19 protein-coding genes are annotated in these 21,215 nt (G+C 71.0%); 7 read left to right on the top strand and 12 right to left on the bottom strand.

What is annotated here, in order from left to right; translation table 11 throughout:
- Positions 1–43 precede the first annotated feature (43 nt).
- The 7 genes from ACZ7L0_RS13265 to ACZ7L0_RS13295 form a co-directional block, all read right to left on the bottom strand.
- The gene (locus ACZ7L0_RS13265) at positions 44–1,420 is read right to left on the bottom strand and encodes an amino acid permease (RefSeq protein ID WP_471242555.1); all 1,377 of its coding nucleotides are present in this window, start codon (positions 1,418–1,420) and stop codon (positions 44–46) included.
- Between the two features lie 121 nt (positions 1,421–1,541).
- Positions 1,542–2,459: a TauD/TfdA dioxygenase family protein gene (locus tag ACZ7L0_RS13270; protein WP_471242556.1), complete on the bottom strand. Its 918-nt coding sequence runs from the start codon at positions 2,457–2,459 to the stop codon at positions 1,542–1,544.
- A 12-nt stretch (positions 2,460–2,471) separates the two neighbouring features.
- Positions 2,472–3,836, bottom strand: a complete 1,365-nt coding sequence (locus tag ACZ7L0_RS13275) for an LLM class flavin-dependent oxidoreductase (RefSeq protein WP_471242557.1) — start codon at positions 3,834–3,836, stop codon at positions 2,472–2,474.
- 130 nt (positions 3,837–3,966) lie between these two features.
- On the bottom strand, positions 3,967–4,701 hold the full coding sequence (locus tag ACZ7L0_RS13280) for an ABC transporter ATP-binding protein (RefSeq protein ID WP_471242558.1): 735 nt from the start codon (positions 4,699–4,701) through the stop codon (positions 3,967–3,969).
- Positions 4,677–5,528 carry an ABC transporter permease gene (locus tag ACZ7L0_RS13285; protein ID WP_471242559.1) on the bottom strand — a complete coding sequence of 284 codons (852 nt, stop codon included), beginning with the start codon at positions 5,526–5,528 and terminating at the stop codon, positions 4,677–4,679. Before ACZ7L0_RS13285 ends, ACZ7L0_RS13280 begins: the two co-directional genes overlap by 25 nt.
- Entirely contained in the window at positions 5,525–6,592 is a 1,068-nt protein-coding gene (locus tag ACZ7L0_RS13290) for an ABC transporter substrate-binding protein (protein WP_471242560.1), read from the bottom strand. Before ACZ7L0_RS13290 ends, ACZ7L0_RS13285 begins: the two co-directional genes overlap by 4 nt.
- A 204-nt stretch (positions 6,593–6,796) precedes the next feature.
- Positions 6,797–7,996 (bottom strand): ROK family protein, encoded by a 1,200-nt coding sequence (locus ACZ7L0_RS13295; protein ID WP_471242561.1) that lies wholly within the window; start codon positions 7,994–7,996, stop codon positions 6,797–6,799.
- Between the two features lie 431 nt (positions 7,997–8,427).
- On the opposite strand from ACZ7L0_RS13295, the gene ACZ7L0_RS13300 reads away from it, so the two are divergent.
- Positions 8,428–9,006: a biotin transporter BioY gene (locus ACZ7L0_RS13300; protein ID WP_471242562.1), complete on the top strand. Its 579-nt coding sequence runs from the start codon at positions 8,428–8,430 to the stop codon at positions 9,004–9,006.
- Here the strand turns inward: ACZ7L0_RS13300 and ACZ7L0_RS13305 are convergent.
- On the bottom strand, positions 8,993–10,321 hold the full coding sequence (locus ACZ7L0_RS13305; RefSeq protein WP_471242563.1) for an FAD-binding oxidoreductase: 1,329 nt from the start codon (positions 10,319–10,321) through the stop codon (positions 8,993–8,995). The two genes, ACZ7L0_RS13300 and ACZ7L0_RS13305, sit on opposite strands and share 14 nt — an antisense overlap.
- A gap of 79 nt (positions 10,322–10,400) precedes the next feature.
- Positions 10,401–11,117 (bottom strand): LPXTG cell wall anchor domain-containing protein, encoded by a 717-nt coding sequence (locus ACZ7L0_RS13310; RefSeq protein ID WP_471242750.1) that lies wholly within the window; start codon positions 11,115–11,117, stop codon positions 10,401–10,403.
- Between the two features lie 215 nt (positions 11,118–11,332).
- On the opposite strand from ACZ7L0_RS13310, the gene ACZ7L0_RS13315 reads away from it, so the two are divergent.
- Positions 11,333–12,883: a serine/threonine-protein kinase gene (locus tag ACZ7L0_RS13315; protein ID WP_471242564.1), complete on the top strand. Its 1,551-nt coding sequence runs from the start codon at positions 11,333–11,335 to the stop codon at positions 12,881–12,883.
- A gap of 55 nt (positions 12,884–12,938) precedes the next feature.
- On the opposite strand, the gene ACZ7L0_RS13320 is transcribed toward ACZ7L0_RS13315, so the two are convergent.
- Complete coding sequence (locus ACZ7L0_RS13320; RefSeq protein ID WP_471242565.1) at positions 12,939–14,363, bottom strand: amino acid permease; 1,425 nt, start codon at positions 14,361–14,363, stop codon at positions 12,939–12,941.
- A gap of 226 nt (positions 14,364–14,589) precedes the next feature.
- Here ACZ7L0_RS13320 and ACZ7L0_RS13325 point away from each other — a divergent pair, with 226 nt between their 5' ends.
- Entirely contained in the window at positions 14,590–15,078 is a 489-nt protein-coding gene (locus tag ACZ7L0_RS13325; protein WP_471242566.1) for a ribose-5-phosphate isomerase, read from the top strand.
- A gap of 362 nt (positions 15,079–15,440) precedes the next feature.
- Positions 15,441–16,256 (top strand): Fpg/Nei family DNA glycosylase, encoded by an 816-nt coding sequence (locus ACZ7L0_RS13330; protein WP_471242567.1) that lies wholly within the window; start codon positions 15,441–15,443, stop codon positions 16,254–16,256.
- A gap of 28 nt (positions 16,257–16,284) precedes the next feature.
- Here ACZ7L0_RS13330 and ACZ7L0_RS13335 read toward each other — a convergent pair whose 3' ends face one another.
- Entirely contained in the window at positions 16,285–17,541 is a 1,257-nt protein-coding gene (locus ACZ7L0_RS13335; protein WP_471242568.1) for a GNAT family N-acetyltransferase, read from the bottom strand.
- A gap of 162 nt (positions 17,542–17,703) precedes the next feature.
- Between ACZ7L0_RS13335 and ACZ7L0_RS13340 the strand changes: the two genes are divergently transcribed.
- Positions 17,704–18,876: a SpoIIE family protein phosphatase gene (locus ACZ7L0_RS13340; protein ID WP_471242569.1), complete on the top strand. Its 1,173-nt coding sequence runs from the start codon at positions 17,704–17,706 to the stop codon at positions 18,874–18,876.
- A gap of 40 nt (positions 18,877–18,916) precedes the next feature.
- Complete coding sequence (locus tag ACZ7L0_RS13345) at positions 18,917–19,375, top strand: HD domain-containing protein (RefSeq protein ID WP_471242751.1); 459 nt, start codon at positions 18,917–18,919, stop codon at positions 19,373–19,375.
- Here the strand turns inward: ACZ7L0_RS13345 and ACZ7L0_RS13350 are convergent.
- Positions 19,372–20,478 (bottom strand): acyltransferase family protein, encoded by a 1,107-nt coding sequence (locus ACZ7L0_RS13350; RefSeq protein ID WP_471242570.1) that lies wholly within the window; start codon positions 20,476–20,478, stop codon positions 19,372–19,374. The two genes, ACZ7L0_RS13345 and ACZ7L0_RS13350, sit on opposite strands and share 4 nt — an antisense overlap.
- Positions 20,479–21,004: 526 nt before the next feature.
- On the opposite strand from ACZ7L0_RS13350, the gene ACZ7L0_RS13355 reads away from it, so the two are divergent.
- Complete coding sequence (locus ACZ7L0_RS13355; RefSeq protein ID WP_471242571.1) at positions 21,005–21,199, top strand: hypothetical protein; 195 nt, start codon at positions 21,005–21,007, stop codon at positions 21,197–21,199.
- The last annotated feature ends 16 nt before the right edge of the window (positions 21,200–21,215 follow it).

Below are 21,215 nucleotides of genomic sequence, written 5' to 3' on the forward strand. Positions count from 1 at the left end.
CTCCGGGTCCACCGATCGGTGGACCCGGGCTCGCCCCCGAGGATCAGGACTTAGCGCGCGCCCGCTGCCAGGCGTACCCGACCGCCGCCAGGAACAGCGTCATCCCGCCGGTCGAGTACAGCTGCACGCGGGTGTCCGGCTCCCTCGCCATCAGGGCGAAGATCGCCACCATGCCCGCCAGCGCCACCCAGGTCAGCACCGGGAACGCCCACATCCGCACGACCAGCTTCTCGGGCGCCTCTCGCTCCACGCGGCGGCGCAGCAGCAGCTGGGAGACGGCGATGAAGATCCAGACGACCAGGATCACCGCGCCGATCATGTTCAGCAGCCAGGGGAAGACGTCGTCCGGCCGCCAGTAGCTGAGCAGCACGCAGACGAAGCCGAAGACACAGGAGGTGAGGACGGCGACGCGCGGCACCCCGCCGGAGACCCTCGCCAGCGCCTTCGGGCCCTGGCCGCGTCGGACGAGGGAGTAGGCGATGCGCGAGGAGCCGTAGATGTTGGCGTTCATGGCGGACAGCAGGGCGGCCAGGATGACCACGTTCATGACCTGGTCGGCGCCGTCGATGCCGAGGTGCTGGAGCGCGGCGACGTACGGGCCCTTCTCCACGACCGCCTCGGAGTCCCACGGGACGAGGGTGACGACCACCGCCATGGAGCCGATGTAGAACAGCGCGATGCGCCACATCGCCGTACGGACGGCGCTCGCCACGCCCCGCACCGGGTCCTCCGACTCGGCCGCCGCGATGGTGACGGTCTCCAGGCCGCCGTACGCGAAGACCGAGGCGAGCAGGCCGATGACCAGGCCCTCGCTGCCGTGCGGCAGGAAGTCGGTGAGGTTGGCGGCGCCGGGGGAGTCGGTGCCGGGCAGGACGCCGGCGATGGCCAGCACGCCCAGGACCAGGAAGAGGCTGATCGCGCCCACCTTCAGCGCGGCGAACCAGAACTCGAACTCGCCGAAGTTCTTCACGGCGGCCAGGTTCGTGCCGCAGAACACCACCATGAACAGCGCCACCCAGGCCCACTCGGGGGTGCCCGGCAGCCAGCCGGTGACGATGTGCGCGGCGCCGATGCCCTCCAGGCCGACCGCCGTGCACAGCAGCACCCAGAAGGACCAGCCCGCTGCGAAGCCCGCCCAGGGGCCGATCGCCCGCTCGGCGTGCGCGGAGAAGGAGCCCGACGACGGGTACGCGGCCGACATCTCGCCCAGCATCCGCATCACCAGCATCACCAGGAGGCCGGAGAGGGTGTAGGCGACGACGATCGACGGCCCGGCGGCGGCGATGCCCGCGCCGGAGCCGACGAACAGGCCCGCGCCGATCACGCCGCCGAGGGCGATCATCGACAGGTGGCGCTGCTTGAGGCCGTGGGACAGGGGGGCGTCGGACTCCGGTGGGGCCTTGACGGTGGTGCTGGGCATGGGCGCGGCTCGTCCAGTGCGATAGATGGGCAAAAACGCCCACAGTGTGGTCGGCCCCTCCGCTCACGCGGAGGGGCCGACCACTATCCGGACGTCCGCCGTACGGACGGTGAGCGGGCGGTTACGCGGCCACCGGCTGGCGCGCGGGCGTGTGCACGGGCGTGTAGTGCGAGGCGTCGCCCTCGATGGAGTAGCTCTCCTTGCCGTCGATGCCGACGGGGACGTCTCCGGCGACGGTCACCCGGTGGAGGCGGCGCGGCTGTCCGTCGTAGTTGTCGATGGCGTAGTGCTGGGTGATGCGGTTGTCGAAGAGGACCAGCTGGTTCTCCGACCAGCGCCAGCGCAGGACGTTCTCCGGGCGGGTGACGTACGACTGGAACAGGTCGAGGATCTTGCGGGACTCACCCGCCGACAGCCCGACGATCCGCTGCGCGAAGCCGCCGATGAACAGCCCGCGCTCGCCGGTCAGCGGGTGGACGCGGACCACCGGGTGGGCGGTGCGGTACTTGATGGACGTGAACTGGGCGCGCTGGGCGGCCCTCTCCGCGTCGATCTCCTCGTCCGGCACCGCGTAGTCGTAGTCGTTGGTGTGCTCGGCCCACAGGGTGTCGGCCAGGCGGCGCAGCGGCTCGGGCAGGTCGCGGTAGGCGGCGGCCGAGCTGGCGATCAGGGTCTCGCCGCCGTACGGCGGGATCGTGAGGGAGCGCAGGGTGCTGGCCTGCGGCGGGTTGAGGACGAAGGTGACATCGGTGTGCCAGTGGTTGGCGCGGCCCCGCTCGCTGTCCACGGGCAGCACGTTCGGGGCGCCGTCGACCGCGCCGACCGTCGGGTGGGCGGTGGTCAGGTCGCCGAAGTGGCGGGCGAAGGCCTGCTGGCCCTCGTCGTCGAGGTCGACGTCGTCGAAGACCAGGGCCTTGTGCAGGCCCAGCGCCTCGCGGATCGCGGCCACGGCCTCCTGGCCGAGCGGCTTGGAGATGTCGACGCCGGAGACCTGGGCGCCGATGTTGGCGGTGACCTTGGTGATCTTGATGTCGGTCATGGGAGTGTCCTTTCAGACGAGGGCGGGAGCGGGGGCGGGAGCGGGACCGGACGAGTCGGAGAGGTGCTGGTTGGCGGGGCGGGGAAGGCCGTAGCGCTCCCGCAGGGTCTGGCGGGGGCCGTATTCGGTGCGGAGCAGGCCTCTGGCGCGCAGGATCGGGACGACGTGCTCGACGAAGGCCTCCAGACCGGAGGGCAGCACGGCGGGCATGATGTTGAAGCCGTCGGCGGCGCCCTGGGTGAACCACCGCTCGATCTCGTCGGCGACCTGCTCGGGCGTCCCGGCGAAGGTGAGGTGCCCGCGCCCGCCGCCGAGCCGCCCGATCAGCTGCCGGACGGTGAGCCGCTCGCGCCGGGCCAGTTCGACGACGAGCGTGTAGCGGCTCTTGGCGCCCTCGACGGCGCTCTCCGGGGGAAGGTCGGCGGGCAGCCGGGCGTCCAGCTCCAGGGTTCCGGGCTCCAGCTGCAGCAGGCTCTCCAGGCGGCCCACTCCGTGCGTGTACACGATGTGGTCCTCCAGGACCTGCTCGGCCGCCCGCGCCTCGGCCCGCGTCGAGCCGAGTACGGGGACGATGCCGGGCAGCACCTTGATGTGCCCGGGGTCCCTTCCGGCCCGCGCGGTACGGGACTTGAGGTCGGCGTAGAAGGCTTGCGCGTCCTCGATCGTCTGCTGGGCGGTGAACACGGCCTCCGCGTAGCGGGCGGCGAAGGCCTTGCCGTCCTCCGAGGAGCCGGCCTGCACCAGCAGGGGGTAACCCTGCGGGGAGCGGGGCACGTTGAGGGCGCCCTCGACGCTGAAGTACCTGCCCTGGTGCCTGGGCGGGTGGATCTTGGCGTCGTCGCCCCAGACGCCGGACGCCTTGTCGGCGACGATCGCGTCGTCCTCCCAGCTGTCCCAGAGCTTGAGGGCCACGTCGAGGAACTCGGCGGCGCGGGCGTACCGCTCGGCGTGCGCGGGCTCGGCGTCGAGGCCGAAGTTGCGGGCGGCCTCGGCACCGGCGGTGGTGACGATGTTCCAGCCCGCCCGGCCGCCGCTGATGATGTCCAGGGAGGCGAACTTGCGGGCCAGGTTGTAGGGGGAGTTGTAGGAGGTGGAGGCGGTGGCGATCAGGCCGATGTGCTCGGTGGCCGTCGCCAGCGCGGTGAGCAGGGTGAGCGGTTCCAGCGCCCCGGCCGGGCGCTGCGCGATGTTGCCCCACAGCTGGGGGCCGTCGGCGAGGAACAGCGAGTCGAAGGTGCCGCGTTCGGCGATCCGGGCCAGGCCGACGTAGTGGCTCAGCTCCACGTGGGCGTACGGGTCGCTCTCCGGGAGCCGCCAGGACGCCTCGTGGTGGCCGGTGTTCATCAGGAACGCGTTGAGGTGGAGTCGGCGGGTCATTCGGTGTCCTTTGCTGACGAGTGCCGGGGGAGAATCAGCCGTCCGGCGTTTGAGGACGAGGCCCGTTCAGGGCCGAAGCGGGGGTCCGGGGGCGGCAGCCCCCCCCAGGGACGGTCACCACAGCCGACGATCACCCGGCGTCTTCGGTCACGCCCAGCGCGGCCAGCAGCCGCTCCCGGTACTCGCCCAGGACCGGCTCCCGGTAGGAGCGCGGGTGCGGGCGGTCGATGGTCAGGTCGAGGCCGATGCGGCCGGAGTCGAGGACGAGGACGCGGTCGGCGAGCACGATCGCCTCGTCCACGTCGTGGGTGACGAGCAGCACCGAGGGCCGGTGCCGCTCCCACAGCGTCCTGAGCAGGTTGTGCATCCTGATCCGGGTCAGCGCGTCCAGCGCGCCGAACGGCTCGTCGGCCAGCAGGAGTTCGGGCTCGCGGACGAGGGAGCGGGCCAGGGCCGCGCGCTGGGCCTCACCACCGGACAGCTCGCCGGGCCAGGCCCGCTCGCGGCCCTTCAGGCCCACCTCCTCCAGTGCGGCCCGGCCGCGCTCCTCGGCGTCCTTGCCCTCGGTGCCGAGGAGTACGTTGGGCAGGACACGGCGCCAGGGCAGCAGCCGCGAATCCTGGAAGACCACGGACACCCGTTCGGGCGCGGTGAGCTGCCCACTGCCCTCGACACCGTGGTCCAGGCCCGCCACCGCCCGCAGCAGCGTCGACTTGCCCGAGCCGCTGTGGCCGAGCAGGGCGGTGAACTGCCCGGCGGGCAGGTCGAGGTCGATGTTGTCGAGGACCGTACGGCCCGCGAAGGACCGGGTCAGGCCCCGGAGCCGGACGGCCGGGCGGGTCAGCTGCTCAGTGTGCGGCGCCACGACAGCACCCTCCGTTCGATGAGACGGACCACGCTGTCGGAGATCAGGCCGAAGACGCCGTAGATCAGCAGGCCGACGAGGATCACGTCGGTCTGGCCGTAGTTCTGGGCCTGGAACATCATGTAGCCGAGGCCGCTGGTGGCGTTGATCTGCTCCAGCACCACCAGACCGAGCCAGGACCCGGTGACGCCGAGCCGGAGTCCCACGAAGAATCCGGGCAGCGCCCCGGGGATGACGACCTGCCGGATGAACGCGAGCCTCGACAGTCCCTGCACCTCGGCGAGTTCGACGTACCGGCTGTCGATGCCGGACAGCGCGGCGTGGGTGTTGAGGTAGATCGGGATGTAGACGACGATCGCGATGATGGCGATCTTGAAGGTCTCGCCGATGCCCAGCCAGAGGATGAACAGCGGGATCAGACCGAGGGTCGGGATCGCCCGGTTGAGCTGCACGGTCCCGTCGATCAGCGCCTCCCCGACCCGGCTGAGCCCCGACGCGAGCGCGAGGGCGACGCCGGCGGTCAGGCCGATCGCGAAGCCGTACGCGGCCCGTCGCAGCGAGGTCAGCACGTCGGTGGGGAGGGTGCCGTCCGTCCACAGATGGCCGGTGGTCCTCAGGACCGTCCAGGGGGCCGGGATCGCGCCGGGATCGAGGGCCCCGGCGGCGGAGGCGACCGCCCACAGGGCGGCCAGCACGGCGGGGCCGATCAGCCGGGCGGCGGGCAGCTGCCGGCCGGGGGAGAGGCGGCGGCGCCGGCGGACCCGGTGGGCCTCGTCCTCGGCGGCGATGGCGGCGGTCGTGCTCACGGTGGTGGTCAGGGCGCTCACCTCCGGTACTCCGCCGGTACGGCCTTGGCGGCGATGGACTCGAAGCGGTGGTCGAAGAGGGAGGAGACGTCGAACTTCTTCACGAAGCCGCCCTCGGCGAGCAGATCGGCGGTCTCCTGCTCCCACTTGATCGCCTCGTCCCAACTGGGCGGGAACAAGGGCTTGTTGGCGAGGTCGCTGATCGACTTGGCCTGGGCGAGGGTCAGGTTCTGGGTCTTGACGTAGAACTCCTCGTTCCAGACGTCCGGGTGCTCGTACTGCCACACCTGGCCCTTGGCCCACTGCGGGATGTACGCGGCGACCGCGGCGGCCTTCGCGGAGTCGTTCAGCACGGACTGCGGCGCCCACAGCAGGTTGAGCAGGTCGACGACGTCGGTCTTGATGAGGCGTGCGCCCTTCGACTCGTACTGCTTCAGGTACGCCGGGGCCTGGCTGATGGCGAGCGGGGCGATGTCCACCTGCCCGGACTGCAGGGCGGTGAGGAACTGGTTGCTGGTGAGCGGGACCAGCTTCACGTCGTCGTACTTCAGGCCCGCCTGCTTCAGCGCCCGCAGCAGCACCACACCCTGGGCCTGCCCCTGCGAGAAGGCGAGCTTCCTGCCCTTGAAGTCCTCGACCGTGCGGATGTCGCTGCCGGGCTTGGTGGCGAACAGGTAGTTGGGCTTGCGGGTGATGTCGATCGCCACGATCTTCGCGTCGAAGCCCTGGTAGTGCGCCTGGATCGGCGGGATGCCCGCGTTGTTGGAGAGGTCCAGGGACTTCGCGCGGAAGGCGTTGATGACGTCCGGACCGGCCCCGATGTTCACCCAGCTCGACACCGTGAACGGCAGCTTGGGCAGCTTCGCCAGCCTGAACTGCAGCTGCTGCTGGTTCAGATAGGAGGCGATCTTCAGGCTGGTGCCCGCGGGGACCTTGTCGGCGAGCGGCTCGGTGGAGACGCTCTCGGTGTCCGCGGCGGCACTGCCGCCCGCGCAGCCGCTCAGGCCGGCCGCCGCCGCGGTGGCGCCCAGCAGTGAGGTGAGAAACAGGCGGCGGTCAAAGCCGGAAACAGGCGGAGAAGACATGGGAGTGCTCCCTGAGTTGTTATGTGCAGGCAGGTGGGAATGCGTGCGGAATTCCGGGCAGCAGAAGGCCGGGGAAGGGGAATTCACGCAGGGGAGATACGCGCTTCGCGGCGCGTCAACACGTCAGCAACAAAGGGTGCGACAGGTCATGACCAGGATGTTCCCGGCCATGAGCAGGCCCTGTCAACATTCAGAGTTTCTGAATTAAATAGCATCAGGTGAGGTGGCCAGCGGATCCCGGTAGAGCACGTCCAGCACCACCGAACCACCCGCCACCGCCAGCACGGAGTCCGGAAAACTCGTCGGGAGAACATCCCCGGAACGGTCCTCGCCGACCGCCTCCCGCAACGCGCTCAGGCAGTCCTCGCGATGAATGATCCCCACCTCGGTCACCACCAGCGTCTCCGGGTTGAGCACGTCCAGCAGCAGCCGCGCCGCCCGCCCGATCATCGTGGCCCGCTCCACCAGCAGCCGTACCGCCACCGCGTCCCCGGCCGCCGCCGCGCCGACCACGTGTATCGGGTTCACCCCGTCGACGATCCCGGCCTCCCGGGCCCGCCGGCACAGGGTCCGCTCGCTCAACTCGGCCTGGAGGCAGCCGGTGCGCCCGCAGTCGCAGGGCTCGGTGCCGCCCGGCACCGGCAGATGGGCGATGGCGCCCGCCTGGGAACGCGGCCCGTAGTGCACCGCGTCATGGGTGGCGAAGGCCGCGTCGACCACGTTGCCGACGAACAGGTGCAGCACGCTCCCGCTGCCCCGCACCCGCCCGAACAGCCGCTCGCCGTTGACCAACGCCCGCGCGTGCCCGTCGACATGGACGGGCAGCCCGGTGCGCACGCCGAGCACCTCGCGCACCGGCACGTCCCGCCAGCCCAGCAGCGCGTGCTCGACGATGGTCCCGGAGTCCCGGTCCACCCAGCCCCCGGCCGCCACCCCGACACCCAGCGGTCTGACGCTCCCGGCCTCGGCGAGCAGCGCCGCCAGCCCGTCGGCGGCCCGCGCCAGCACCCATCCCGGGTCGGTGCGCTCGTGCTTCAGCTCCCGCCGGGCCAGCACCCGCCCGCGCAGGTCAAGGAGCGCGACCGTCGTGTACGGCACGGCGACATGCACCCCGCCCACCACGAACCGGGAGTCGTCCAGGTCGACGGGCACATGGGGCCGCCCCACCCCGTTCGACCGCCGGGGCGCGGCGGACTCGCGGATCAGCCCGAGTTCGGTGAAGCGGGCGCAGTAGTCGGTCACCGACGCCGGGGACAGCCCGGTCAGCCGGGCGATGGTGCTGCGGGCCACCGGCCCGTGCTCCAGCACGGACCGCAGCACGACGCTGGCGCTGGTCCGGCGCCGGTCGCCGTCGGCGGCGCGGGGGACGGGAGAGGTGAGCAGGGGGGCCGCGGTACGGGGCATGGGAGACCGTCCTCGGGAACGGGGCCGACATGTCTCGGAAGGTCGAGGCGTGCCGAAACCGCTCCGCGCGCCTCAGACCGGGCGGCGACAGGTGGCCGTGCCCTGGCGTCGCAGGTCGACATAGCGACGCGACGTGAAGTTCCGGGCCTGGGCAACCATGGCTGGAAGGGTAGGGCAGGAAGGGTGAATCCGACCAGACCACTAGGGTTCATTTGGTGGGATCCCACAGTCCGTCAACGGCCCGCGAGGTGAGCCGAACATCCCTGCCTCAGTGACCGTTGTCACGCCGTACCCGGTGTAACCCCCATCCTTTGTCCGGAGCCCACCAAGCACGCGTTCCAGCCTTTGTCGAGCGCTGACGGTGATCGGCTCGAGGCCGCCGGTATAGCGTCACCGTGTTCCCACCTGCCCACATCTCTCGCGGAGTCCCCATGAGCACCGCCACCGCCACCGCTCGCCCCGGTGAAGTCCTCGCCGACCTCCTGCCCGCGTCGCGCGTCCGCGACGTCGCGCTCGTGCTGGGCGGCGCCGCGCTCACCGGTCTCGCGGCCCAGCTCTCCGTCCCGGTGCCGGGCTCCCCGGTGCCGGTGACCGGCCAGACCTTCGCCGCGCTGCTGGTCGGTACGACCCTCGGCGCGCGCCGCGGCTTCCTCTCCCTCGCCCTGTACGCGCTCGCGGGCGTCGCCGGGGTGCCGTGGTTCGCGGGTGGCACCTCCGGCTCCGGCGCCGTGTCCTTCGGTTACATCCTCGGCATGCTGCTCGCCTCCGCCGTCGTCGGCGCGCTGGCCCGCCGCGGCGCCGACCGGGGCGTCTGGCGCATGGCGGGCACGATGATCCTGGGCGAGGCGATCATCTACGCCGTCGGTGTCCCCTACCTGGCCTACGCCGCCGACATCTCCGCGTCCGCCGCGATCGCGGCCGGACTCACCCCGTTCCTGATCGGCGACGCCCTGAAGGCCGCCCTGGCGATGGGTCTGCTGCCCACCGCCTGGAAGCTCACCGAGCGCTGATCCCGTAGTTCCTGCGGAAGAGGTTCGCCGGGTCGTACCGCTCCTTCAGCCCGGCGAGCCTCTTGCGCGTCCCGTCGTCGTACAGTCCCTCGGCCCGGTCCCCGGCCCCGAAGGCGAAGTTGAGCGCCCGGCCCAGGCGCGCGTCCGCCAGCAGCGCGAACGCCGGGTCCAGCACCGCCCGCGCCTTCTCCCGTTCACCCCCGGCCAGCAGCCGCACCAGGAACCGCCCCTCGCGGTACGGCACCGAGTTCGGCGCGGGCACGGCGAGCGCCCCGCCCAGATGGTTGATCTGCACCACGCACATGGCCGCGGCGCCCGGCCCGGTGCGCTCCAGCAGCTCACCGACCGCCGCGACGTCCAGCTCGCGCAGCACCGCGCTGTCGCCGTAGTAGGCGTGCGGGAAGTCCGGATCGCTGTGGATGGTGTGGCTCTCGGCGTACGGCATCTCCCGCAGCGAGTCGCCGAGCACCGGCCCGAGCTCCCGCAGCGGGGCGACGAGTTCGTCCCCATCGGTTCCCGTGTACGCGACCCGCACCGAGACGACGTACCGCCCCCGCAGATGCGGCGGCAGCGCGGGGACGTCCGGGTACGGTACGGCGGCGAAGGACGAGGTCAGCCCGTCCGGCACGGTCCGCGTCCACTCCTCGTACGCCCGCAGCACCACCGCCGGGTCGATCTCCCGCCCGTCGAAGGCGAGCGAACCGCCGTACAGGGTGCGCACCGGTACGAGGTCGATCTCCAGCTCCGTGACGACGCCGAGGTTGTGCCCGCCGCCCAGCAGCGCCCAGTACAGGTCGGGGTCGGACTCCCGGGTCACATGGCGCGGCTCCCCGTCCGCCGTGACCACGTCCAGCGAACGCACATGGTCGGCCGCGTACCCGAACTCCCGTGCCAGGATGCCCAGTCCGCCGCTCAGTGTGTACGACACGGCGCCCACACCCGGCGCGGAGCCGTTCAACGGCGCCAGCCCGTACGGCTCGGCCGCCGCGACCACCTGCCCCCAGCGCACGCCCGCCTGAACCCGGACGGTCCGGGCCTCGGGATCGACGGTCACCCGGTCCATGCGCCGGGTCGTGACGAGCACCCCGCCCTCCGACGCGCCGGGCAGCCCGTGCCCGGTGGCCTGGACACCGATCGGCAGGCCCTCGGCGGCGGCGTACCGCACGGCGGCGATCACGTCGTCCGCCGAGGCGGCGGCGAAGACCACGGCGGGACGCTGGACGAAGCCGGTCTGGAAGCCGGCGACCTCCTCGTCGTAGCCGGAGTCGCCGGGGCGGAGGGTGCGCGGGTCTGCGGTGTTGTCCACGAAGCTCATGACACGAGGATGGCCGCATTACCTGACACCTGCCGTCAGGTAATGCGGCCGGTCGGCGCGCCCGGGTGACGCGGTCGACTCAGTCCTGCCGCAACCGCCGCCGCGACCACCACAGTCCGGCCGCGCCGGCCGTGATCAGCGCGGCCCCGGCCGCGCCCAGCGGCAGTACGTCACGGCCCGCGCCGGTCCTGGGCAGCTGGTCGCCGCCCGGCCCCACCGGCTTGTTGTCGGTGCCGAGCAGCAGCGGGGTGGCCGGGGCGTTCGGCGACGGGTTGGTCGTCCCGAACGGCACCGGTCCCTGCTGCCAGAAGGTCTTCTTCCCGTCGGTGGTCTGAACTGGCAGGCAGATCTTCCCGGCCTTGCCCAGGTCGTACGTGGCGTCGACCGCGTACGACTTGGACTTGCCCGCGGCGAGCGAGCCGACCGGGCAGTTGAAACCGCTGTTCGAACCCTCCGGCAGGTCCTTTTTCGCGAGCGCCGAGCAGCCCTTGACGTCGTTGACCTTCAGACCGTCGAAACCGACCACCAAAAGCCTGACATCCCCACTGTCCTTGCTTCCGTCGTTCTTCACCGTGGCGGTAATCGCCGTCTTTTGTGAGCTGTTGTCGACCGAGATGCTCGACGGCAGCGTGGTGCTCAGTTTCACACCCGCCGGCGCCTCGTCAACTGCCTTTCCCCCCTTACCACTTGCCGGTCCTTGGTCGTCCGCGACGGCCGTGCACGGCAAGATCATCAAGGCCGCGAAAGATGCCGTGAGCAGCGATCCCGTGATGGCCGCCATCCGACGAGAACTCATGTTCGTCCCCCTTGAACCCCCTGGACTGCGCCTGAATTCGCAGTACTTGAAGAGGTACCACAAGATTTCTCCGCACTATGCTGGTACGGCATGAAGTGTGACCATTGTGTTTCGGCTGGGGCGGTCGTTGAGGGGGGTGCGGCGGATTGTCGGGGAATTCGGGAAGTGCGGGATACACGGGAAACACGAGGAGCGGCGGTTTTCCAGGGTTACTGGTGGCCGGGCGCTACCGGCTGGCCGAGAGTATCGGCCAGGGGGGAATGGGGCGGGTGTGGCGTGCGGTCGACGACATGCTGGGCCGTCAGGTCGCGGTCAAGGAGATGCGCATAGACGGACTCGACGCGGAGGACGCGCGCACCCGGCGCGAACGCACGCTGCGCGAGGCACGGGCCACGGCCCGGATCGACCACCCCAACGTCGTACGCGTCTACGACGTCGTCGACGAGGGCGAACGCCTGTGGATCGTCATGGAGCTGGTCGCCGGACGCTCCCTGGACCAGATCATGGCGACGCAGGGGCCGCTGGCCCCGCGCGAGGCGGCGCGGATCGGGCTGGGGCTGGTGGCGGCCCTGCGCCAGGTGCACGCCGGGGGCGTGCTGCACCGGGACATCAAACCGGGCAACGTCCTGGTCGAGCCGGCCGGCGACCGGGTCGTCCTCACCGACTTCGGCATCGCCGCCATCCAGGACACCAAGGCGCTCACCATGGCAGGCATGCTGGTCGGCTCCCCCGACTACATGGCACCCGAACGCATCTCCGGCCGCCCCCAGGGCCCGCCCTCCGACCTCTGGTCCCTCGGCGCCACCCTCTGCGCGGCCCTGGCCGGACGCTCCCCCTTCTCCCGCGACACCACCCTCGCCACCCTCCACGCCGTCCTCTACGAGGAACCGCAACTTCCGCCCACCACAGGCCCGTTGCGCCACCTCCTGGCCGCTCTCCTGGAAAAGGACCCGTCGACCCGCCCGGACCTGACGGAGGTGGAGGCGGCCCTGCGCCCACTGGCATCCGTGCCGCCCGCACCGGCCCTCCGGGTGCCGGATCGCGAGACGGAGCCGGATCCCATCGCCGAGACGGCAGCTACCCCCGGCCCCGCCACGCCCCCCGAGGCCGAGGTCGAGGCAGGGATCAGGGTGGCTCCCGCTCCCGCCGCCCCCGGTCACGGCCACCGCCGCACCGCGCTGCTCGCCGCCTTCGGAGTCCTGGCCGCCGCCGTGGCCGCGATCCTGCTCGCCACGTCGGCCGGCCGGCCGGGGGACGACACACAGGGGGGACCCTCGACCACCACCTCCGCCGGGCCCACCAGCCCTTCACCCACCGTCCAGGGCACCTCCCGCCCGCAGAGCCTTCCGCCGGGCGCGCACCGGGAGGCGGGCGGGTTCGCCTGGCGGACGCCGGACGGCTGGCGGCGGGACGTGAAGACCGGCGCGGAGGTGCACTACACCTCTCCCGACGGCCGCCAGGAACTGGTCGCCAAGTCCTCCCTGGCCCGCGGCGGCCTGCTGGACACCTGGCGCGGCTCGGAGCGCAACGCCCGGCAGGGCCGGGACTACGCGAAGATCCGCCTGGAGGAGACGACCTTCCGCGGCCACCCCGCGGTGGTCTGGGAGTACACCTTCACGCTCAAGGGCGTCGCCTGGCACGCCCTGCTGCTCGGCTTCGACGCGAACGGGAAGTCGTACCAGGTCAACACCTGGTACCAGCCGGAGATCGAGCCCCAGGCGCTGAAGACGTACGACAGGGTCAAGGACAGCTTCACCGTCCTGTGAACAAGCGAAGGGGAGGGAGCCCGGCAGGCTCCCTCCCCTCATGCAACCGAACGGATCAGACGGACACCTTGTCCGCCGGGGCGTCGACGGCCCCCTGAGCCCGACGGCCCGCGAGCACCTTCTCCTTCACCACGGCGACCACGACCACGAGCGCCGCGACCAGCAGCGAGAGCAGCACGGTGGTCCGCCCGCTGTTCGGGCCCGCGGTGTCGGTCAGCATGTAGCCGAGGACGAACACGATCAGCCCGGCCGTCGCCCAGGTCAGGTACGGGTACAGCCACATCTTCACGACCAGCTTCTCCGGCGCCTCGGCCTGGATGATCCTGCGCATGCGCAGCTGCGAGAAGCAGATGACCAGCCAGACGAACAGGGCGACCGCACCACTGGAGTTGACCAGGAAGTTGAAGATCGTGTCCGGGTACTTGTAGTTGAAGAAGACGGCGACGAAGCCGAACACCACGGAGGCGACGATCGCCGCCAGCGGCACACCGCGCGAGGTGGTGCGGGCGAACGCCTTCGGCGCGTCACCGCGCTCGCCGAGCGAGAAGGCCATCCGGGAGGCGGTGTAGAGGCCGGAGTTGAGGCAGGACAGCACCGAGGTCAGCACGATGACGTTCATGATCTGACCGGCGTGCGCGATACCGAGGGAGTCCAGGGCGGCGACGTACGAGCCGTCCTTCTTGATGGACGGGTCGTTCCACGGCAGCAGGGAGACGACCACGAGGATCGAGCCGAGGTAGAAGACGCCGATCCGCCAGATGATGCTGTTGGTGGACTTGGTGACCGCCTGCTGCGGGTTCTCCGACTCACCGGCCGCCAGCGTGGCGATCTCGCTGCCCATGAAGGAGAAGACGACGAGCAGTACGCCGGTGAGGATGGCGCCCGGCCCGTGGGGCAGGAAGCCGCCGTGGGCGGTGAGGTTGCCGAGGCCGGCCTTGTCGCTGTGCGCGCCCGGCAGCACGCCGAAGACGGCCAGCCCGCCGACGACGATGAAGGCGGCGATCGCCACGACCTTGATCCCGGCGAACCAGAACTCGAACTCGCCGTAGGAGCCGACGGAGACCAGGTTGGTGGCGGTGAGCACGATCATCACGATCAGGGCCCAGCCCCACTGCGGGACGGCGGGAACCCATCCCTCCAGGATCTTGGCACCGGCGGTGGCCTCCACGGCCAGCACCACCACCCAGAAGAACCAGTACAGCCAGCCGATGGAGAACCCGGCCCAGCGGCCGAGCGCGCGGTCGGCGTGCGCGGAGAACGAGCCGGAGGTGGGGTTGGCGGCCGACATCTCGCCCAGCATCCGCATCACCAGCACCACGAGCGTGCCGACGAGGGCGTACGAGAGGAGAATGCCGGGTCCTGCGGTGGCGATACCGGTGCTGGAGCCGACGAACAGTCCCGCACCGATCACACCGCCGATGGCGATCATCGACAGATGCCGGTTCTTGAGTCCTGCCTGAAGTCCGGAACCAGGGGTCATGGACGGAATTCCTTTGCGCCTGTTGAGCGGTTTCCCGTACGCGGGGGGACGCGCCGTTGTGCGGCCTTGTACGAGTCGGTCCAGTGAATCCGAGGCGAAGGAATTGGGGAACCTCTGATTCCGGATTGTTACTTGAGGTTTCCTTGAGCTTCTATGGTTTTACTCACATCTTTCCTTCGAGCCACCCGAGGCTGCTGCCCCGAAACAGCCGTGTCACACTCGTCCCATGCGCGTCTATCTCGGCTCCGACCATGCGGGCTTCGAACTCAAGAACCACCTCGTCGAATGGCTCAAGGAGGCGGGCCACGACCCCGTCGACTGCGGCCCCCACATCTACGACGCCCAGGACGACTACCCCCCCTTCTGCCTCCGCGCCGCCGAGCGCACGGCCGCCGACCCCGACTCCCTCGGCATCGTGATCGGCGGCTCCGGCAACGGCGAGCAGATCGCCGCCAACAAGGTCAAGGGCGTCCGCGCGGCCCTCGCCTGGAGCGAGGAGACGGCCTCCCTCGGCCGCCAGCACAACAACGCCAACGTCGTCGCCGTCGGCGCGCGCATGCACACCCAGGACGAGGCGACCAAGTTCGTCGAGACCTTCCTCGCCACCCCCTTCTCCGGCGACGAGCGCCACATCCGCCGCATCGACATGCTCTCCGAGTACGAGACGCAGGGCACGCTGCCCCCCATCCCGCCCCACCACCCCCACCAGGACTGACCCACCGCCGCGCCCTCGAGCGCCGGACGGGCTGGATGGTGCCGGCCGGGGCTGAGAGGCGGTGTGGGACCGATCCCGTCGGGGTGCAGGGGCGGAGCCCCGCGAGGGGTGCAGGGGACGCAGTCCCCGCCGGGGTCTGGGGCGGAGCCCCAGGTCGGGGTCACCTCTTGGCCTACCGAGTCGGGTGGGTGGGTGGGCAAGCGGGGCCCAGGGGCGGAGCCCCTGGCGGGGTCTGGGGCGGAGCCCCAGGGCGGGGCAACCTCTCGGCCGACCGAGTCGGGCGGGTGGGTGGGCAAGGCGGGCCCAGGGGCGCAGCCCTTGGCGGGGTCTGGGGCAACCCCCCAGGGAAAGGGACGGTCACCGTGCCAGAAGGGCACACGATCCACCGGCTGGCGCACGACTACGCCGCCCACTTCTCCGGCACGACCCCCCACATCACCAGCCCCCAGGGCAAGTTCACCGCCGCCGCCGACCTCCTCACCGGAGCGGAGCTCACCCGCACGGAGGCCCACGGCAAACACCTCTTCCTCCGCTTCCGGGACGCCGACTGGATCCACATCCACCTCGGCCTCTTCGGCAAGGTCACCTTCGGCGACACCCCCGCACCCCCGCCCACCGACACCGTCCGCCTCCGCCTCGCGGGCGCCACCTCGTACGTCGACCTCCGCGGCCCCACCACCTGCGCCCTGATCACGGACACCGAGAAGCAGGCGATACACGAGCGCCTCGGCCCCGACCCCCTCCGCCCGGACGCCGACCCGAAATCCGCGTACAGGAGAATCGCCCGCAGCCGTACGACGATCGCCGCCCTCCTCATGGACCAGAAGGTCGTCGCGGGCGTAGGCAACGTCTACCGCGCCGAGGTCCTCTTCCGGCACAACATCGACCCGTACCGCCCGGGCCGGGACATCACCCCCACCGAGTGGGACGCGATCTGGACCGACCTCGTAGAGCTCATGCACGAGGGCGTCCGCAACAACCGCATCGACACCGTCCGCCCCGAGCACACCCCGGAGGCGATGGGCCGCCCGCCCCGCGTCGACGACCACGGCGGCGAGGTGTACGTCTACCGCCGGGCCACCCTGCCCTGCCACATCTGCGGCGACGGCATCCGCACCGCCGACCTCGCCGCCCGCAACCTCTTCTGGTGCCCGACCTGCCAGAGCGACCAGAACTGACCGGCCCCGAAAGACCGGAGCCGCCGCCCTAGAAGCCGTGCGGCAGCCACGGCGCCACCGTCGACCCCAGCCCCACCGACGCCTCCGCCAGCGCCCCCTGCCGCAGCTCCCGCACCCGCCCGGCCGCCGCCAGCGACACCAACGAGACGCCGCCCAGATAGGCGGCCCCCAACTCCCGTACGGACAGGGCGAGATCGGCCGCGTCCTCGGTCCGCCCGCACGACGCCCCCTTCGCGTCCCCGGTCAGCCGCCAACGCCCGGCGTTCCACGGGCAGAAGGAATCCTCGACCTCGAACACGACGTCCACCGGTGCCAGATACGTCCGCGCCTGAAGCGCCGCGCCCACGTCCACCAGCCGCACGTGCAGCGAGTCCCGCACCAGCAGCCCGCACCGCCGGATGTCGGACACCATGTACTGCCACGGCTCGTCCACCGGCCGCCGCCGCACATCGATCGTCGAGGTCAGGTCGATGCCGAACAGGAACCGCCACACCGCCGCGTGCGCGACCGCGTCCAGCGCCGCCATGTCGTCCAGCACGACCGTCCCCCGGGGACCGGCGGGCTCCCAGCTCGGCTTCACCCGGAACCGGGCGAACCCGACGACCCGCCCGTCCCGTTCCCCCACCACGCACTGCAGCGGCGACGCACCGTCCCGCTCACCCTCCGGGTCGAGCAGCCCGAGCCGCTCCCAGCCGGGCAGCCGCTCCAGCATCCCGGGCCGCAGCGGCACCTGCCGGGTGTACACCTCCTCGCACGCGTCGAGTACGTCGGCCGGCGCCGCGTACCGCAGCCGTACGTCATCGGTGCCGGGCGGCACGGTCAGCCGTACCCGGGTCGTGTCGATCTCCGCGTTCACGTTGTACGTCGCCGCGCCGTACCCGAACCGCCCGTAGATGGCCGGTTCGGACGCCGTCAGCACCGCCAGCGGCCAGCCCCAGGACCGTACGTCGTCCAGTTGCCGCCGCATCATCGAGGTCAGCACCCCGCGCCGCCGGTGCGTGGCCGCCACGCTCACCATCGTGACGCCCGCCGCCGGCACCGCCGCGCCACCGGGCACCGTCAGCCGGAAGCTGAAGGCCCCCGCCGTACCGACGACCGCGTCACCGTCCCAGGCCCCGATGGACCGCTCGGTCTCGGTCAGCGCGCGCCACAGCTCCCGCTCCTCCGCCGCCTCCGCGACCCCGCCGAAGGCCCGGAGCAGACTGTCGTACCACCGCTCCCACTCGTCGGGCCGCAGCACCCGCAGCTCGGTCGCGCGGCCACCACTCGCAAGGTCTGTCGCCATGAACCATGCGTACCAGGGCATTGCGGGGCGAGCGAACGAATTTCGGCCGGGCCGCGGCACGACGGCGTTCGGTGAAGTTGACTGTGAAGTTGAGCCTCGGACGGGGGACAAGTGGGACCTCCCGTGCCAAGCACCTGGTCCGATGGATAGGGTCCCGAACTAATGGCAGCAGGACGAGAGCGGCGCGCGAAGGCCGAGACGTTCACGGCGCGGTGGAAGATGCAGTGGCACCGGGTCCGCGTCGGCATGCGCAGAAGCGCGGTGGACTACTTCCGCGGCGACGGCTCGGACTGGATCGCGCTGGCCGGACTGCTGCTGACCGTCCCGGTGCTCGCGGCGATGACGCTCGCCAACTCGGTGTGGTTCTCACCGGCCACGCTGGTGCTGCCGATCGTGGCGGGCGGTCTGCTGCTGCGTCCGGCGAGTCTGCTCGGGCTGTACGCGGTGGCGGCCACGGCGCTGATCGTGGAGTCGGTGCGGCTGGGGCCGTACACGGAGGGGCCCTCGCGGGTCACCCCGGGGATCGTCCTCGTCGTCGCCGCCTGTGGGTTCTTCGGGCTGCTCACCGCGCAGTTCCGCAGCCGGGTGGGCGTGCCGTGGCGGCGCGGCGGCACGATGCTGTTCGACCTGCGTGAGCGGATCCGGGTGCAGAGCAAGCTGCCGAAGCTGCCGCAGGGCTGGCACCGGGAGATGGCGCTGCGGCCCGCGGGCGGGCAGTCCTTCTCGGGTGACTTCGTGGTGGCGGCCCGTACGAACGGCGGGCGCACGCTGGAGGCCGTGCTCACGGACGTGTCGGGCAAGGGCATGGACGCGGGGTCGCGCGCGCTGCTGCTGTCGGGGGCGTTCGGGGGGCTGTTGGGTTCGCTGCCGCCGCACGCCTTCCTCCCGGCGGCGAACGGCTATCTCCTCCGCCAGGACTGGGACGAGGGGTTCGCGACCTCGATCCACCTGGTGCTCGACCTCGACTCGGGGGACTACGAGCTGTACTCGGCGGGCCATCCGCCGGGGCTGCAGCTCAGCGCGGGCAGCGGGCGCTGGGAGGAGAAGGCGGCCGAGGGGCCGCTCCTCGGTGTGTACGACGGCGCCCAGTTCGACCCCGTGAAGGGCTCGCTGCGGCCGGGGGACGTGCTGATGCTGTTCACGGACGGTCTGGTGGAGACCTCCGACCGCGACATCGTCGAGGGCATCGACCGCCTCACCGGTGAGGCCGACCGCTATGTCGCCGGCGGCTTCCACGGTGCCGCCTGGCATCTCATCGAGGCGGTGGCGAAGGACGTCAACGACGACCGGGCGCTGCTGCTGATCTGCCGGCAGGCGGCGCCGACGGCGCACTGACAGGGCATCGGCGCCGGGGCACACTGGACGGGTGACCGAGATCCAGCCCCTGCTCACCCTGGCCGAGGTCGAGGCCGTCGCGCGTGCCGCCCACGAGGGGCAGACGGACAAGGCGGGCCGGCCGTACGCGGAACATCTGCGGGCCGTCGCGGAGGGCGTGCGCGCCCGTGGCGGCGACGAGGCGCAGATCGCGGCGGGCTGGCTGCACGACGCGGTGGAGGACGACGCCCTCCCGGCCGAGTGGCTGGCGGGGGCCGCGCTGAGCCGTCGTACGAAGGACATCGTGCTCGCGGTCACCAAGCGGGCGGGGGAGGGCCCCGAGGCGTACGCGCGGCGCGTCCTCGCCACGCCCGGCGCGCTGCTGGTGAAGGAGGCCGACCTCGCCCACAACGCGGACCCGGACCGGCTGGCCGTGCTGGACGACGCTACCCGGAAACGACTGACCGAGAAGTACACGCGGATGCGCGCACTTCTCGGTCTGGGCAGCGACGGCGGTTAGACGCCGGCCTTCTCGCGCTCGCGTTCCTTCTGCTGGCGTTCGCGGGCGAGTTCCGCGGCGTCCTGCTTGAACGCCCACGCCATCTTCGGCTCCATGGCGAAGCGGAACACCCGCTGTACGGGGCCGGTGCACAGCAGCGTGACGACGGCGGCGGCGAGGACGGTCACCAGGATCTCGCCGAGCGGGTGGCGCAGGGCGGCGTGGTCGAACCAGCCCTCGTAGTCACCGAGCTTGACCAGGAAGCCGTGCAGCAGGTAGCCGTACAGCGTGCCGGCGCCCAGGGCGGTGAACCACATCTTGCGGCGCGGCACCCAGGCGAAGAAGCAGGCGGTCAGCAGCAGTGAGCAGCCGAACATGGCGATCACCATGACCGGGCCGGACCACCAGGGTCCGCCCAGCTCCTGCGCCGAGTCCCGGTGGTAGAACCAGGCGGTGTTCATCCGGGGCACGGCCCACCAGCCGACCACCAGCGCGGCGGCGAACACCGGCACCGCGGCGATCCGCACCCAGCGGCGGCGCACCAGCTGGAAGTGCTCGGGCTTCATGCACAGGCCCAGCACGAAGTACGGCAGGAACTGCAGCACGCGCTGCAGGTCCAGGTCGTCGCCGATGCTCGGGGCGGCGGAGGCCAGCATGGCGATGCCGAGGGCGACCGGGAGCGGCCGGCGGACCAGCTTCCAGATCGGGGTGGTCAGCCGCCAGATGAACAGGGCGCACAGGAACCAGGTCAGGTACCAGGGGTCGAGGAGGCTGATCTCCTGGTCGGAGGCGTGGTCGACGAGCCGCTCGAAGAGCGGGTAGGCGGTCTCGAACACGATGTACGGCACGGCGACGCCGGTGATCAGCCGCTTCAGCCGGTCGGGGCGCATGTCGAAACTGCGCGAGAAGAAGCCGGAGATGATGATGAACGCCGGCATGTGGAAGGTGTACACGACCGTGTACAGGCCCTCCAGGATGCGGCTGTCGCCCTTGAGCGGCTCCCACGCGTGGCCCATGGCGACCAGCACGATGGCCAGATACTTGGCGTTGTCGAAGAACGAGTCGCGCTGTTTGCCCGGTCTGTCCGCCGATGTCGGCTGCTGCTTCGTCTGCCCCGCACTCATCGGGGTACGCGGACTGGGCACTCCGTCCACCGGCGACTGTGCCGGGGGGAGTGGCCTTCGGTGCTGGCCGGGGGACGAGGCGGCGTCGAACATCTCAGGCACCCTAGCGTCGGCTGTGGGATTTCGTAAAACTCCCAGCGTCATTCCTGGTTACCGGGCTGCGGATACCCCGGATTCACGGAAGTTGACGTGCCCGTCCCCGTGATGGTGAGCACATCAAGGGGCGGCGAAGGGCCGCTACGTACCCTTGATGTCCCGATTCATCCCGACTAATTGGTGCATAAGGCTGTCTCTGCGCCAACAATTCGAATTACCTGCGCACGGGATGTGTGGACAGGGAAACGATGCCATGGAATTTCCTGTGGATCGCCAGTGGATCCCGATGCGGGTGCACCCTCGAATTTCCTTGCGCCCGGACGGACTTGGCCGGGTGTCCGGTCGACGTTACGTCACGCGCCGCATAGGGCGGCCCGGTTGGTGGCACGATGGGTTCGGGAGAGTGGACCGAACGAGGGTGTGATCAGTTGTGGCCATTTCACTGTCTGTGGTGCTGCTGTTGGCGATCATCCTTGTGGTGCTGATCCGAGGGGGGAACCTCAAGGCCGGGCCCGCCATCGTCGCGGTGCTCTTCGGCTTCTTCCTGGCCTCGACCGGGATGGCTCCGTCCATCAACCGGTTCCTGAACGAGCTGGCGGACACGATCAACTCCATCAGCTTCTGACCTGCGGCCGGCGGTA

The sequence above is a fragment of the Streptomyces sp. NPDC039424 genome (assembly GCF_055639495.1).